We start from the raw sequence: 14,601 nt of genomic DNA on the forward strand, positions 1-14,601 counted from the left end.
GTCATGGCGACGAAAGCTTTGTTCCGCGCGCGCTTGTAAGCAGCTTGTCGATGGCGGCCATTTCCTCATCAAATGCATCGAAAGCCACGGCGAGATTCCGGCTCGCGGGTAGGGGAGGGGGCTCCTTCGCCGGACGGCCACGCTTGGAGGCTGCATAGCCGAATTCGACCGCAAGGTCTGGTGGCAGAAACAGCCGCCAGCTGCGCCGCTGGGTAATCTCGACCAGAAGATCCGCAGCGACGGCCCGCTCCAGCAGCTTGCTCGCGCCGGCGACGCTGAGGGCCAGCGCATCGGCAACCCCCTGGGGCGATAGCAGCGGGCGATGATGCGTGAGCGCGAGCAGCCGGGGGAGGGCGCCCGGACGGAACGCGTCGACGATCGCGCGCTGGGCGTTGCGATGGTATTTCTCCAGCTCGTGAAGCCGTTCCAGACCCTCGCGCGCCGATCGTTCGAGCGCCCGCAACGCCGCCAGCCAATCATCGGTGTCGGGTTTCCGCTTCAGCCGGAACGCCTTGGCGCCGCCGGCGAGGCAGGGGAGGGCGCTCGCGGAGAGGCCGCCATCGCGCAGCGCGAACGGCAGGCCGAGCCAGGGCAGGATGCCGCCATCCGCCAGCGCGTGCTGGCGGACCTGGTCGAGTGCGCGGACGAGGGCAGGGTGCTGCGTGGCACCCGCCGGCGCGCCGATGGCGGTGGGCAGCGCATCGCGCCAGGCGAGCGGGTCGGGATCGGCGAGGGCCGCGGCCCACGCATCGAAGCGGTCGAACAGGTCGAGGGTGGTCGAGCGCAGCGGCCGGCCGGGGATCTGGAGCCCGCAGCCCCAGGAAAAAGCGTCGATCTCGTCGACCTCGGCGGATTGCAGTTGCAGTGCCCGCGCATAGCCCGACCAACTTGCCCGCCGGTTCCAGGCCGAGGCGACGGAACTGACGGAAATTCGGGCATCGAGGCGAGAAATGGACGCGGTGCAAGACGCTATGGCTGCCGCCATTTTTGGGGTATAATCGGGACCATAAGAGGCGGGCGAGGGCATGTCAGCCATGCCCAATAGTGAACTGAAAGCGAAGTTCAGTAAAGTATGCTCGTATGCCTAGTGTTGATAATGGATCGTTATCAACACTAGGCAAGGCGTGCTTGCACAGTAGCAGCACATTTGCTACGTGAGGAATTGACCGAATCCGAGCTAGAGGAGTGCCGTCGTGGCCGCCGCCGCCCATCAACCGCCGCGTCGTAAGCAGCGCGCCATCACTATCCGCTCCGATCATGCCTTGAAGCGGCTGGAACTGCTCGCGCGCGACGGGCGTAGCCAGGTAGAAATCATCGAGGAGGCGCTCGATCGAATGCCGCTTCCACCCGCGAGCGATGGTGCGACCTTTCGTGCGGAAGTGGAGGCCATTCTCGCGGGAGTGCCCAAGCGTAAATATCCGACGATGGCCGAGATTGATGCGGAGATGTGGGATGAGAACGGTTTGCCCCGATGATCATTGACACGTCGGCATTGATCGCTGTGCTCACCGATGAGGACGGTAGGGACGCCTTGCTAGATGCGATCATTGCCGAGCGAGGTGGAATACCGGCACCCGCCTGTGTTGAGTTCTTGCGGGTCGCTAGCAATCAGCGCTTTGGCTTGCGGGAGAAAGCCAAGGAGATGCTCGCGAGTTTCGAGCGCGGCGGCTGCACGACGCTGGCGTTCACTGCGGACCACGCACAGATCGCTATCGAGGCCGAGCCGCGTTACGGCTCGGGCAACGGCAATGGTGGTCCGCTCAACCTGCTTGATCTCATGGTCTATGCGGTGGCCAAGGACAGCGGAGAGCCGCTGCTGTGCACGGGCAAGGATTTCGCGGCGACGGACATCGCGCTCCATGACGCGAGCCGGCCGTGGTGACCGACGTGTCAACTGGTGCGTGTTCCATGGTAACCTTGGAGGCAGGCGAGAGCATGGCTGAACCCATCCTCCGCCGCGCCATTGTCGAGGATGTCCCCGAAATCCGGGCGCTCGTCCAGCGTGCCTATGCTCGCTGGCTCGGCGTCACGCCCCGGCCGCCCAAGCCGCTCGCTGCCGATTATGATCGGGCCTTCGGTGCGCACCGTTTCGACGTGCTCGTGCACAAGGGCGAACTGGTCGCGCTGATCGAAACGGTCGCAGAAGGCAGGGAATTGCTGATCGTCAATGTCGCGGTGGATCCCGGCCGCCAGCGCGAGGGGTTGGGGCTGCGCCTGATGCGCCATGCCGAGGACATCGCGCGGGCCAGCGGGCTTCAGGGTACGCGCCTCTATACCAACGTACGCATGACCGCGAACATCGCGCTCTACGAACGGCTCGGCTATGTCCGCGAACGCGAAGTCGATCATGGCGACGGGATGGTCGCGGTCCATATGGTGCGGGTGCTGGACGCATGACGCCGGCATCGGCCTTGCAAGGCGGCTTGCCGGCGCTTGCGAGCGAGACCGCGGATCTGATCGAGGACGTGCGGGCATTGGTCGGAACGACTGCGTCGATCGATGAAAGCCTCCTCGATGCCGCGCTGCGGGGTTGGTCGGCCAATACACGGCGCGCGTTCCGCTCGGACCTGACACTCTGGGGCGCCTGGTGCCGCAAGCGCCGCGTTCCGGCGGCACAGGCAACGCCCGAACTCGCGGCGGCCTGGATACGCGCGCTGGCCGGCGTCGACGCCTCCGACGAGGCGGTTCGCGCCATGGCGACGATCGAACGCTATCTCGTCAATGTGGGCTGGGCGTACCGCATGGCCGGTCTTGACGATCCCACCGCGGCTCCGCTGGTCAAGCTGGAGAAGAAGGCTGCGCGCAAGAGTCTTGGCGTACGCCAGCGGCAGGCGAGGGCGATCCGGTTCAAGGGTGAGATTTCTGATTTCGACAGTCCGGCTTCCGGCGTGTGTCTTTCCCATCTGCTGCGGGCTTGCCGTCGCGATCTGCTGGGTCTGCGCGACGAGGCGCTGCTGCGCACGGCGTACGACAGCGCGGGCCGCCGCTCGGAACTCGTCGCGATCCATGTCGATCATGTCGACGGACCGGACGCAAATGGTGCAGGGGCGTTGTTCGTGCCTTCGAGCAAGACCGACCAGGAAGGGGAGGGGGCCTGGGCCTATCTTTCGCCCGCGACAATGAACGCGATTGCGCGCTGGCGTGACGCGGGCCATGTCGACCGCGGTGCCCTGTTCCGGAGGGTGGAGACCCATTTTGACGGTTCGGTGCGAAGCGTGGGGCGCGCCGGCCTGCATCCCAACAGCATCACCTTGATCTACAAGCGACTGATCAGGTCCGCCTTCGACAAGAAGCTCCTTGGTCCTTTGACCGACGCTGAGCTCAAACGCTGGCTTTCGGCGGTGTCGAGCCATTCGATCCGGGTGGGGGTGGCGCAGGACAATTTTGCGGCTGGCGAGAGTCTCCCCGCGATCATGCAGGCTTATCGTTGGCGCGATCCCAGGACTGTCATGCGCTATGGCGCCAGACTGGCGACGAAGAGTGGGGCAGGGGCGCGGATGGCAGCTCGGATGGCGGTTTCATCCCCAGAGGCAGGAGAAGGGTAAAGCGGCGAGATGATCTCCAAAATCGATCGTCTGGCCATGGTCGTAAAGCACGGCACCGGTGCTGGAGGCGCTGGGTGGAATGGCAGGGTAGCAGCATGTCTACCGAAACATGCGCTAACGCTTCGATGAAAGAAGATTGGCGTCCATCTGAAATTATAGCGTCGTCCAAATGAAATTAGAAATGAGGGTTCGAATTCAGAATATGGGAGCGGACAGCGCGCCGGCCTTCTTGACCTCCCTCGATCGGCGATGCTCATCGACAGGCGCTCGGTAAGATCGGGGAAGGGGTGGTGTGACAGGTTGGAGGCGTGCGCTTTTGTTCCGACCGGCATTTCCTCGCTCGGTGAGTACAGGCATCCACGATGGCATCGACCATGATTTCCGGCTCGTCATGGCGACCATCGGTATAATTGACGACGTGTGTCCACTAAGCGCGCTGCTTCGCGGGGCAGCGCGCTTAGTTGTCTGCACCTTCCGTCTGATCGACTACGACGTTTTTCATGGGCGTTTCCGGCAGTCTTACATCGACAGCGGGTCCGTCGGGGGCGGGAGCCCATTCGGTAGACTGGGCGGCCGTCTCGGGTGGCGGGGCCTGCTCGACCTTGCCGAGAGGGTTCGCAAACCAGACGATCGTCAGGATGAAGAGCGCGAGGAGTGCGAGAATCCAGAACCATTTTGAACTGGATCTGCTCGATGGCGTCGGCGGCGTCATGACCCTTTATCCTAATCTTCCCATTGCCGCATGTGAGGCAATCGGTTGTTGAGGCGCACACCAAGCATCTCAGGCGATCATCGGAAATCCGTAACTTTCCGGATCGATCGATTTGCTTCAGGCTTGCGGCGGAGACATCTTCACCCGACAAATGCAGTCTCTCGCGGAAACGCAGGGCGAGAAGAAGCTGGTGTTCGTCACCTTCGGCGGGGATATTGTGCAGCACGGCGACGGGCAGTTTCGCCAGCAGGTAGAGACCGGAGGAACGCCGCGCTATCTCTACTGGGATAGCCGTGCCGAATGGGACATTGCTAATCTGAGAATTGATCGAAGGCTTCGACAGCCTGCGCGGCATACATGAGGCTGGGACCGGCGCCCATGTAGAGGGCCATGCCCATCGTCTCCATGACCTCGTCGCGCGTCGCGCCCTGCTTAACTGCCGCCTTGGCATGGAAGGCCACGCAGCCGTCGCAGCGGATCGCGACCGAGATGGCGAGCGCGATCAGTTCCTTGGTTTTGGCGTCGAGCGTTCCTGCCTGGGTTGCCGCCGCCGCCATCGCGGAAAAGGCCTTCATCACTTCGGGTGTGCCGAGCCGCACTTCCTTGATGGCGACGTTCAATTCGTCGGCCATTTTCGGCCAGTCCTTGTGCATGTGTCCCTCTCCTGTTGAAGCTCAGCGCCCGATGAGGGCGAGCAGCCGGTAGGCGGCTACGATGCGATCACTTTGCGCCCTGGCCTCGCTGACGGCGGCCGCAGCTGCCTCCCGCTCCGCGTCGAGCAGGTCGAGCTGGGGTTTCATGCCGACACGGACCTCATGGCGAACGCTGTCGCGGGCCTGGGCGGCGGCAAGGGCTTGGCTGGCAGCGGCGGTTTCGACCAACATGGCGGACCGCACGCCCTGAAAGACACTGATCGTCTGTTCATCGACTGCGGAGCGCGCCGCGCGCACGCGGGCGTCGGCCGCTCTTACCGCGCTGTCGGATTCGGTGATTTTAGCCGAGACACGTCCGCCCGAGAACAACTGCCAGCGCGCGCGCACGCCGACTGTCGCGCCGTCGGCGCGATAATCGGGGAAGAACTGATCGCGGATCGTCGAGCCTTCGGCGAAGGCGCCGACCGTGGGCAGTCGTTCGGCCCGTGCGCCTCTCGCGCCAGCGCGCGCCGCTTCCAACGCTGCTTCGGCCTGGGCGAGAGCAGGATTGTTAGCCCGGGCGATGTTGAGCGCTTCATCGAGCGATCCCGGCATGGCCGGGTTCGCCGGGAGAGGCTGCAAATCCTGCGGCGCAAGGCCGGTCAGATTGGTGAACCGCGCATCGGCCGAGACGGCAACGCCCCGCGCCGCTTCAAGGGCAGCCTGTGCTTCGGCGAGCCGCGCCGCAGCCTGCGCAACATCGGTGCTGGGACTTTCCCCGGCTTTGTAGCGAAGACGGGCCTGGCGCTGGATCTCCTCCATCTGCCCGACCATCTGTTCGTAGAGCGCGACCATGCGCTGCGTGGTCAGCACATCGCCATAGGCCTGGACCGTTGCGACGATGATCTGGCTGCGCGTCATGTGTTCGCCCGCGTGCGCGGCCGCACTGCCTGCTTTCGCCTGCGCGACGCCTGCGCTGACCCTGCCGCCCATGAATAGCGGCTGTTCGATGGTGAGCTGTGCCGCGCGCGGGGTGACGTTCGCCGCCGGAAGCCCGAAATAGCCCTGCGGATCGAGCCGGCCATAGCCGATCGTTCCACTGAGCGTCGCGGTGGGAAGACCCTGGCCCCGTGCTTCCTTGATCCGGGCATCGGCGGCATCGGCATCGGCGCGCGCCGCTTCGATCTCGGGCGCATGGGTCATGGCGGCCGCGATCGCCTCTTCCAGCGTCGTCGCCTGCGCCGGCACGGCGGCGCTCGCGAGCAGGCAGGCCAGCAGGGGCAAGGGGATCGGCGCGGATCGCCTCATTTGAAGGCGGTCCCCGGACGAACGCCCAGCGCTTTGAACACCATCGCGGCGGGGCAGAAGCCGGTGAAGCTCGCCTGGATCATATTGAGACCGGCAAAAACAGTGAGCGCGAGCCACCAAGGATGCACGGTGAGCGAGAGGACGACGCTCAGCAGCACGACACTTCCGGCGAACGCCATCACGGCACGATCGAGAGTCATCTTGTGCACCCCTTCAGTCAAAAATCAGAAACGCAGCTTGCGGATACCCATCGCGTGCATGGCCAGCTTTTCGTAGAAAGGCTCGCTCTCGCCCTTGCGGATCTTGCGCAGGAAATATTTCTCGAAGCCGATCTTGGCCAAATGGACCCATTTGCCTTCCGACGCCCAGTTGACGTTGCGCGGTGGGAGCTGGGGTTGGGCGACGAAGGCTACGCCGCTATCGCCGAAATCGGCGAGGCAGACCGCGTTCCATGTCGCTTCGGCGGTCGGCGCCTTGCCTTCAAGGATCGACGCGAGATTGGCTGCGATCGCTGTAACCATGCTCTCGATCATGAAGCCGGTCTTGGGCACGCCCACGGGTACCGGGGTCGGGCCCGTGGGCGGGATCGCGACACACACACCGAGTGCGAAAATTTCCGGGAAGGCAGGATTGCGCTGGTGCTTGTCGACGATGATGAAGCCGCGCGGGTTGGTGAGGCCTTCGATGTCGCGGACAGCGGGAACGCCGCGAAAAGCGGGCAGCATCATCGAATAGGCAAAGGGTAGATCGTGCGTTTTCGTGACCGCGCCGTCCTCGCCCACTTCTTCCACATGCATCAGGCCTGGTTCGACCCTGGTCACGCGCGCATTGGTAATCCATTTGATATGGCGCTCGCGCATCTCGCTCTCGAGCAGCGACTTGGTGTCGCCAACGCCGTCGAGACCGAGATGGCCGATATAGGGCTCGGGCGTCACATAGATCATCGGCACCTTGTCGCGGATCTTGCGGCGGCGCAGTTCGGTGTCGAGGATCATCGTGAATTCGTAAGCCGGGCCGTAGCAGGACGCGCCCTGGACTGCGCCGACGATGATGGGACCGGGATTTTCCACGAAGGCGTCGAAGGCATCGGCCGCCTCGGCGGCATGGGCCGTCTGGCAGACCGAGACGGTATGGCCTTGCGGACCCAGGCCCTCGATCTCGTCGAATGCCAGATCGGGTCCAGTCGCAATTACAAGATAATCGTAATTGATTGATGTTCCGTCATTGAGTTCGAGTCGCTTTTCGCTCGCATGGACCCGCTTGGCGCCCACTGAGGTGAAGCCGATCTTCTTTTTCGCGAACACCGGGGGGAGATGGACCTGAATCGCTTCCGGCTCGCGCCAACGCACGGCGACCCACGGATTGGAAGGAATGAAGCTGTATGTATCAGTATCGGATACAGTCATCACTTCGGCGCGGCCCTTTACGGCGTCCTTGATCTCGTAGGAGGCGATGGTGCCTCCCAGTCCCGCACCCAACACAACGATCAACGGCTTGCCCATCTGCGATCCTTCCTGTCTCGACGCCGTTGACTAATATAATCATTACACGTTATATACAACCCACAAACTGAAAGGGGTTCTCATGTTCGGATTCAAGAAACGTGACGCGCACCGCGAGATCGGCCCCGCCGAGCTCGACGCCATGCTGAAGGACGGCAAGGCGCTGCTGATCGATGTGCGCGAAGTCGATGAGTTCAGGTCGGGGCATATTCCCGGCGCAATAAACCTGCCGCTGTCGGGCTTTTCACCTCGTAATATCCCTGATCCCGAGGGTCGGACCGTCGTGCTGCAATGCGCGGGCGGCAAGCGTTCGGGCAAGGCGCTCGACCAATGCGCGGCGGCGCAGAGCGTGATCGACACCCACCTCGCCGGCGGCATCGGCGCATGGAAGGATGCCGGAATGCCGGTGGTCGGCGGCTGAGAGCAGGTCAAAAGGGGTGAGCAGGATGAGCAAGTGGCTCTGGTTGGCGGGCGCTGCGCTGGCGTTATCGGGATGCGGAAGTCAGCCGGAGCGCGATTCTGCGGCGGCGACGCTGCCCGCCGGGGACAGCCTGCGGCTCACCGTGACCGAAATCCCCGCCATGAAGGCGGTCGGCGCGGAAATCGCCACGCGCGACCAGGCCGAAGTGCTCGCGCGCATTCCCGGCATCCTGACCTCCCTGTCGGTTACCGAGGGCGACATGGTGCAGAAGGGTCAGCGGATCGGCATGATCGTCGACTCGCGGACTGGCTATGAGACCAGCGCCTATGGCGCGCAGGTCGCCGCGGCAGAGGCCGAAGCCGCGCGCGCCAATGCGGACCTCGCGCGTATCCGCGATCTCTACAATAACGGCGTCTATGCGCAGGCACGGCTTGATCAGGCCGTGGCCGGCGCGCGCGCGGCCGACGCGCAGGTTGCCGCCGCCCGTGCCCAGCAGGGCGCGAGCGCAAGCGTTGCCGGGCAAGGCGCAGTGATCGCACCGGCAAGCGGGCGCGTGCTGCGGGCCGACATCCCGGCGGGCGCGCCGGTTGCGCCGGGCATGTCGATCGCGACCGTCACGGCTGGTCCCCCGGTCCTGCGCCTGATGTTGCCGGAATCGGTCGCAGGGCAGGTCCACCCCGGCGCGCGCGTGACAATCACAAGCGATGATATTTCCAACGGGTCCCGCGTGGGGCAGGTGACGCAAATCTATCCCGCGATCACCGGAGGCCAGGTTCGCGTTGACGCGACGCTGCCTGGCCTCACTACCCAATTCGTCGGCCGTCGCGTGAGCACATCGGTCGAGATCGGCACGCGCATGGCGCTGGTCGTGCCGCGCTCGTTCGTCACCACACGCTACGGCATGGATCAGGTTCAGATCGTAAGCGTTGAAACAAGAGGTGGGGGCAAGCGCCTCAGCATGGTGCCGGTGCAGATCGCACCGACAGCCGATCCCGCCAAGGTCGAGATCCTGAGCGGTGTGTCCGCCGGCGACACGCTGTTCGCGCCCCGCACGCCCGCCAAGGTTACCGGCCAATGAACCTCGGCATTTCCGGTCGCCTCACCAAGGCCACCATTGCCTCGCCCCTGACGCCGCTGTTCCTGCTCGCGGCGATCGCCGTCGGCCTGCTGGCCCTCTTCGCGATTCCCCGCGAGGAGGAGCCACAGATCAGCGTGCCGATGGTGGATATTCAGGTCATGGCGCCCGGCCTTTCCGCCGCCGACGCGACCGAGCTGGTCGGCATCCCTCTCGAAACCATCGTCAAGAGCGTCGACGGCGTGGAGCACGTCTACACCCAGGCACAGGACAACGGGGTGATGGTGACGGCGCGCTTCCTCGTCGGGTCGAATCCCGAGGACGCCGCTATCCGTATCGAGGAAAAGCTGCGCGCCAATTGGGACAGGAAGCCGGTCGGCATTCCCGATCCCATGGTGACGGTGCGCGGCATCAACGATGTCCCCACGGTCGTCCTGACTCTCACACCCAAGCCAGGAGCGGCGGGCCAGTGGAACGATGCCAGCCTCTACGAGCTGGCCTCAAAGCTGCGCACCGAGATCGCCAAGGTCGATGATGTCGGCATCACCTTCCTCGTTGGCGGACGCCCCGAGGAAATCCGTATCGCGCCGGACCCCGCGAAGCTGCGCCAATATGGCGTGCCGCTGGGCAGCGTGATCGAGGCCGCAAGCCAGGCCAACCGCAGCTTCCCGCTGGGCAATATCCGCGAGGATGGAAAGGCCGTCGGCGTGACCGCGGGCCGCACCTTGTCTTCGGCACAGGAAGTGGGACTATTGACGGTCCGGTCGGGCACCGGGTCGCCCGTCTATCTTCGCGACGTCGCGGCCGTCACACAGGGGCCGCGCGAGGAACAGGCCCGCGCATGGCGCTGGGCAAAGTCGGACAATGGGGCGGAGAACGGCAAGTGGGATAGCGCGCCTGCCGTCAGCATCGCGTTCGCCAAGCGTGCCGGGGCCAATGCCGTGGTCGTCTCCGATGCCATTCTTGAGCGCGTGGAAAGCCTGAAAGGCAAGCTGATCCCCGATGACGTCACGGTCGCCGTGACGCGCAACTATGGCGAGACGGCGAACGAAAAGGCGAACGAGTTGCTGTTCCACCTCGCGCTGGCGACCGTCTCGATCGTCGTGCTGATCGGCTTCGCGATCGGTTGGCGCGAGGCCGGCGTGACCGCCGTGGTCATCCCGACGACGATCCTGCTGACCATGTTCGCGTCGAACCTCATGGGCTACACGATCAACCGCGTCAGCCTGTTCGCGCTGATCTTCTCCATCGGCATCCTCGTGGACGACGCGATCGTCATGATCGAGAACATCGCCCGCCATTGGGCCATGGATGATGAACGGACGCGCACGCAGGCCGCGATCGAGGCTGTGGCCGAGGTCGGCAATCCGACCGTCGTCGCCACGCTCACCGTGGTCGCCGCGCTGCTCCCCATGCTGTTCGTCTCCGGCCTGATGGGGCCGTATATGGCGCCGATCCCGGTCAACGCATCGGCGGCGATGATCTTTTCCTTCTTCGTCGCGGTCGTGATCGCGCCGTGGCTGATGATCCGCTTCGCGCGCAAGACGCTGGCGGCGGGGCATGGCCATGACGAAAGCGGCGGCAAGCTCGGCCAGCTCTATGCGCGCGTCGCGCATCGCGTGATCGACACGCGCAAGTCGGCCCGAAACTTCCTGATCGGGGTCGGCGTGGCAACGCTGGTCGCCTGCTCGATGTTCTACTTCAAGGCCGTCACCGTGAAGCTGCTGCCCTTCGACAACAAGTCGGAGGTCCAAGTCGTGGTCGACATGCCCGAAGGGACTGCCCTCGAAAATACGGGCCGCGTGCTGGAGGATGTAGCCGGTATCGTGCGCGGTCTGCCCGAAGCGACGTCGATGGAGGCCTATGTCGGCACATCGGCGCCGTTCAACTTCAACGGCCTCGTCCGCCATTATTTTCTGCGCTCGCAGCCCGAACAGGGCGACGTGATGGTGACGCTGCTGCCCAAGGGCGACCGCGACCGTTCCAGCCACGAAATCGCGCTCGATCTGCGTGAGCGGCTGAAGGCGCTCACGCTGCCGGGCGGTGCGTCGCTCAAGGTTGTCGAGACGCCGCCGGGACCACCGGTGCTCGCGACACTGCTGGCCGAAGTCTATGGTCCGGATGCCGCAACCCGGCAGAAGACGGCTGTGGAGCTTGAGAAGATCTTCCGATCCGTCCCCTTCATCGTCGACGTCGACAACAGCTTCGGCGCGGCTCGGCCCAAGCTCCGCCTCGACCTGCAGCGCGACCGGCTTGATTATTATGGTCTGTCACAGCGGCAAGTCGCCGACGGCATCGGGATGCTGATGGGCAGCCAGACGGTTGGCTATGCGCCTCGCGGCGATGGCCGAACGCCACTCCCGATCACGATCGCACTTGAGCAGAAGGACCGGAGCTGGACGCAGGCCCTGTCGAGCACGCCCATCGGACAGACGCCGGGTGGCCAGCTCATCGACCTCGGCGCCGTGGTGGAAGCCCGCACCGAGACGGGCAGCCCGGCAATCTTCCGTCGCGACGGCCGCTATGCCGACATGGTGACGGCCGAGCTTGCCGGAGCCTATGAGGCGCCGATCTACGGCATGATCGAAGTCAATCGCGCGGTCGATGCCTATGACTGGGCCGCCAAGGGGCTGACGAAACCGGAAATCCTCCTCAACGGTCAGCCCGAGGATGAGAGCGTGTCGTCCGTGCTGTGGGACGGTGAATGGGAGATCACCTGGGTCACGTTCCGCGACATGGGCGGGGCCTTCATGGTGGCCCTGCTGGGGATCTATATTCTCGTCGTCGCGCAGTTCAGGAGCTTCCGCCTGCCGCTGGTCATCCTGACGCCGGTGCCGCTGACCCTCGTTGGTATCGTCATCGGGCACATGCTGTTCCGCGCGCCGTTCACGGCGACGTCGATGATCGGGTTCATCGCGCTGGCCGGGATCATCGTGCGCAATTCGATCCTGCTGGTCGATTTCATCAGGCATGCGGCTTCGCCCGACAAATCCCTGCGCGACGTGCTGCTGGAAGCCGGCACGATCCGGTTCAAGCCGATTGTCCTCACGGCGGCTGCGGCGATGATCGGCGCGGCGGTGATCTTGACCGATCCGATCTTCCAGGGCCTGGCGATTTCGTTGCTGTTCGGCCTTGCGTCCTCGACGCTGCTGACCGTGCTGGTTATTCCGGCCATTTACATTGTGCTCCGAGATGACGGGAAGCCTGCGACCAGATGATGCCCCTCGATACGCCTCTTGCTGCCCCCTTTGCCGAACTCGCCAGGCATGCCGCCCATGCAGCGAGCGTGTTGAAGCTGCTCGCCAATGAACAGCGCCTGCTGATCCTTTGCCGGCTGACCCAGGGTGAGTTCTCGGTGAACGCCATGGTGGAACTGTGCGGTCAGTCGCAGTCCAGCGTATCGCAACATCTCGGCAAGCTGCGCGAAGGTGGGCTGGTCAAGACCCGGCGCGAGGCCACGACCATCTACTACAGCCTGGCCGACGATGGCGTTCGCCAGTTGATCGACATGCTGTGCGATCGTTTCGGGCCATCCGGTGAAGGCTCCTGAACCCATGATCGCCCGCGCTTCCTTACCGTTTCTGGCCGTGCTGTTGCTCGGAGCCTGCGCGTCGGACAAGGCCGCCCCGGATCAGGGCATGATGGTCAGGGAAGCGCAGGCCCGTTCCGAGGTCCTGGCTGACCGCTTCCAGAAGGAGTTGCTGAGCGCCCTCACCACCGCGATGGCGACTGAAGGGCCGCAGGGGGCGATCGGCGTCTGTTCGAGCATCGCCCCGGCGCTCGCGGCGCAACTCTCGGAGGAAAGCGGTGCGAGCGTCAGGCGCACGGCGCTGCGCGCCCGCAATCGGGCAGCAAAGGCCGACGCAACCGAGCAGCGCGTCATGGAAGGCTGGGCGAACGCACCGCTGGGCGAGGACGGCAAGCCTCGGCGCTGGACGGCGCATGAAGGCGATCAATATCGCTATATGCGCGCCATCCCCACCATGCCGATGTGCCTTGCCTGTCATGGCGAGAATATCGCGCCCGAAGTGACGGCGGCGATCCGCGCGAATTATCCCGGGGATCAGGCGACGGGCTTTGCGCCGGGCCAGCTTCGCGGGGCCTTCTCGATTCGCTGGGATGAGGCGGCCTTGTCCCGCGCGATCCGGAAAGGAGAAACGGCCCAATGAGATCAGGCGCTCTTGTCCGCCTGCCGGCGCTTATCCTTGCCGGGCTTCCTGTGGCGGCCGCGGCCGAACCCACCGATCTTGTCATTCGCGTCATCAGCGAGGGTGGAAAGTTCGTTGGCACGTCGATGGGCGGAGCCGAGATCATCGTGCGGGATGTGCGCAGCGGAGAGGTGCTGGTGCACGGCCGCACGGCGGGATCGACCGGCGACACCGCCCGGATCATGAAAGGCGGCCCGCGCGGGACACCGCTTGCCGATGAAACAGCCGCCGCTTTCAGGACGACGATCGACATCGACGAACCGAGGCTGGTTGAGGTCGAAGCCTATGGCCCGCTCGCGCAGCCGCAGGCGGCGGTGCGCGTCACCTCGCAGCGATGGGTCTTGCCGGGGCGCGGCGCGACGCAGGGCGATGGCTGGTTGCTCGAGCTGCCGGGCCTCGTGGTTGATCTTGTCGAGCCGGCTGCGCACCAGCGCGGCACTGCAGGGGCCGCCATTCGGCTTGCGGCCAATGTCGCCTTGATGTGCGGTTGCCCGATCGAGCCCGGCGGTATCTGGGATGCGGCGCGCTACGATGTCAGGGCCAGCGCGAAGCGCGATGGTCAGCCCGCCGGCGAGGTCAGCCTGTCCTATGGCGGTCGCACCGGCTATTTCACCGGCACTTTGCCGGTCGACAAGGCCGGGGCGCATGTCATCACCGTGACGGCCGTCGATACAAAGACGGGTGCGACCGGCGTCGACGCCTCCAGCATCCTCATCCCCTGATCGCGCGGTCCGGCGTCAGCAACCGGCAGTCAGCGAGGAGCTATTTCACCCGCGCCCACGACCACCGCCGCGCTCGCGTTCGAGGCATCGCCTGAAGGCGGGTAGGTGACGTTCGCGCGAGGCGGCTTGCAGATTTTCCATCACCTGGCGCGCCGCCGGATCGTCGATCATCGGAATCAGCCGGTCATAAAGGGCGATGTTCTCGATCTCGCCCTGGACCGCGCTTTCGCAGGCCTGTGCGAGCGCGGCTGGCGCCGTCACTTTCCCGGCCCACGGGTTGGGCGGCACATCAATTCCCAATCGTGCGAGCTGGCGTTCGAGCGCCGCAGCGTGACGCTGTTCGGCCTCGATGATGTTGGAGAAGGGCCGGACCGGGCCGAACCTGTCGATCACCGCCGCATAGGTCGCCTCAGCCTTGCGCTCATCGTCGAGCGCATCGAGCAGGATCTTCGTCAGCTCTGCCGTGGCCATGGTCT

17 protein-coding genes are annotated in these 14,601 nt (G+C 64.8%); 10 read left to right on the top strand and 7 right to left on the bottom strand.

Annotation, left to right across the window (positions count from 1 at the left end; genetic code table 11):
• Window position 1: 1 nt before the first annotated feature.
• Window positions 2–985, bottom strand: coding sequence for a hypothetical protein (locus NP825_RS22385; protein WP_089221469.1), 984 nt, complete (start codon window positions 983–985; stop codon window positions 2–4).
• A gap of 208 nt (window positions 986–1,193) precedes the next feature.
• Here NP825_RS22385 and NP825_RS22390 point away from each other — a divergent pair, with 208 nt between their 5' ends.
• From NP825_RS22390 to NP825_RS22405, 4 genes are read left to right on the top strand one after another with little or no spacing between them, the layout of a single operon-like run.
• Entirely contained in the window at window positions 1,194–1,475 is a 282-nt protein-coding gene (locus tag NP825_RS22390; RefSeq protein ID WP_015460577.1) for a hypothetical protein, read from the top strand.
• Window positions 1,472–1,882 (top strand): type II toxin-antitoxin system VapC family toxin, encoded by a 411-nt coding sequence (locus NP825_RS22395; protein WP_015460576.1) that lies wholly within the window; start codon window positions 1,472–1,474, stop codon window positions 1,880–1,882. The genes NP825_RS22390 and NP825_RS22395 overlap by 4 nt, the downstream gene beginning before the upstream one ends.
• Before the next feature lie 53 nt (window positions 1,883–1,935).
• On the top strand, window positions 1,936–2,397 hold the full coding sequence (locus NP825_RS22400) for a GNAT family N-acetyltransferase (protein WP_015460575.1): 462 nt from the start codon (window positions 1,936–1,938) through the stop codon (window positions 2,395–2,397).
• The gene (locus tag NP825_RS22405) at window positions 2,394–3,545 is read left to right on the top strand and encodes a tyrosine-type recombinase/integrase (RefSeq protein ID WP_015460574.1); all 1,152 of its coding nucleotides are present in this window, start codon (window positions 2,394–2,396) and stop codon (window positions 3,543–3,545) included. The genes NP825_RS22400 and NP825_RS22405 overlap by 4 nt, the downstream gene beginning before the upstream one ends.
• Window positions 3,546–4,002: 457 nt before the next feature.
• Here the strand turns inward: NP825_RS22405 and NP825_RS22410 are convergent, their stop codons facing one another.
• The 5 genes from NP825_RS22410 to NP825_RS22430 form a co-directional block, all read right to left on the bottom strand.
• Window positions 4,003–4,257: a hypothetical protein gene (locus NP825_RS22410; protein WP_015460573.1), complete on the bottom strand. Its 255-nt coding sequence runs from the start codon at window positions 4,255–4,257 to the stop codon at window positions 4,003–4,005.
• Window positions 4,258–4,568: 311 nt separating this feature from the next.
• Complete coding sequence (locus NP825_RS22415) at window positions 4,569–4,910, bottom strand: carboxymuconolactone decarboxylase family protein (RefSeq protein ID WP_015460572.1); 342 nt, start codon at window positions 4,908–4,910, stop codon at window positions 4,569–4,571.
• A 21-nt stretch (window positions 4,911–4,931) separates the two neighbouring features.
• On the bottom strand, window positions 4,932–6,197 hold the full coding sequence (locus tag NP825_RS22420) for a TolC family outer membrane protein (RefSeq protein ID WP_041865633.1): 1,266 nt from the start codon (window positions 6,195–6,197) through the stop codon (window positions 4,932–4,934).
• A complete protein-coding gene (locus NP825_RS22425) occupies window positions 6,194–6,397 on the bottom strand; it encodes a DUF2892 domain-containing protein (protein ID WP_015460570.1) in 204 nt (67 codons plus the stop codon). The genes NP825_RS22420 and NP825_RS22425 overlap by 4 nt, the downstream gene beginning before the upstream one ends.
• A gap of 24 nt (window positions 6,398–6,421) precedes the next feature.
• Complete coding sequence (locus NP825_RS22430; protein WP_015460569.1) at window positions 6,422–7,699, bottom strand: NAD(P)/FAD-dependent oxidoreductase; 1,278 nt, start codon at window positions 7,697–7,699, stop codon at window positions 6,422–6,424.
• A gap of 82 nt (window positions 7,700–7,781) precedes the next feature.
• Between NP825_RS22430 and NP825_RS22435 the strand changes: the two genes are divergently transcribed.
• From NP825_RS22435 to NP825_RS22460, 6 genes are read left to right on the top strand one after another with little or no spacing between them, the layout of a single operon-like run.
• Entirely contained in the window at window positions 7,782–8,120 is a 339-nt protein-coding gene (locus tag NP825_RS22435; RefSeq protein ID WP_015460568.1) for a rhodanese-like domain-containing protein, read from the top strand.
• Between the two features lie 25 nt (window positions 8,121–8,145).
• Complete coding sequence (locus NP825_RS22440) at window positions 8,146–9,198, top strand: efflux RND transporter periplasmic adaptor subunit (protein ID WP_257551738.1); 1,053 nt, start codon at window positions 8,146–8,148, stop codon at window positions 9,196–9,198.
• Window positions 9,195–12,413: an efflux RND transporter permease subunit gene (locus tag NP825_RS22445; RefSeq protein WP_015460566.1), complete on the top strand. Its 3,219-nt coding sequence runs from the start codon at window positions 9,195–9,197 to the stop codon at window positions 12,411–12,413. The genes NP825_RS22440 and NP825_RS22445 overlap by 4 nt, the downstream gene beginning before the upstream one ends.
• Window positions 12,410–12,745: a metalloregulator ArsR/SmtB family transcription factor gene (locus NP825_RS22450; RefSeq protein WP_015460565.1), complete on the top strand. Its 336-nt coding sequence runs from the start codon at window positions 12,410–12,412 to the stop codon at window positions 12,743–12,745. Before NP825_RS22445 ends, NP825_RS22450 begins: the two co-directional genes overlap by 4 nt.
• Before the next feature lie 4 nt (window positions 12,746–12,749).
• Window positions 12,750–13,364, top strand: coding sequence for a DUF3365 domain-containing protein (locus NP825_RS22455; protein ID WP_257551739.1), 615 nt, complete (start codon window positions 12,750–12,752; stop codon window positions 13,362–13,364).
• Window positions 13,361–14,125 carry a hypothetical protein gene (locus NP825_RS22460; RefSeq protein WP_015460563.1) on the top strand — a complete coding sequence of 255 codons (765 nt, stop codon included), beginning with the start codon at window positions 13,361–13,363 and terminating at the stop codon, window positions 14,123–14,125. The genes NP825_RS22455 and NP825_RS22460 overlap by 4 nt, the downstream gene beginning before the upstream one ends.
• A 45-nt stretch (window positions 14,126–14,170) precedes the next feature.
• Here the strand turns inward: NP825_RS22460 and NP825_RS22465 are convergent, their stop codons facing one another.
• Window positions 14,171–14,596, bottom strand: coding sequence for a DUF2202 domain-containing protein (locus NP825_RS22465; RefSeq protein WP_015460562.1), 426 nt, complete (start codon window positions 14,594–14,596; stop codon window positions 14,171–14,173).
• Between the last annotated feature and the right edge of the window lie 5 nt (window positions 14,597–14,601).

The organism is Sphingopyxis sp. DBS4 (assembly GCF_024628865.1).
Classification (GTDB): Bacteria; Pseudomonadota; Alphaproteobacteria; order Sphingomonadales; family Sphingomonadaceae; genus Sphingopyxis.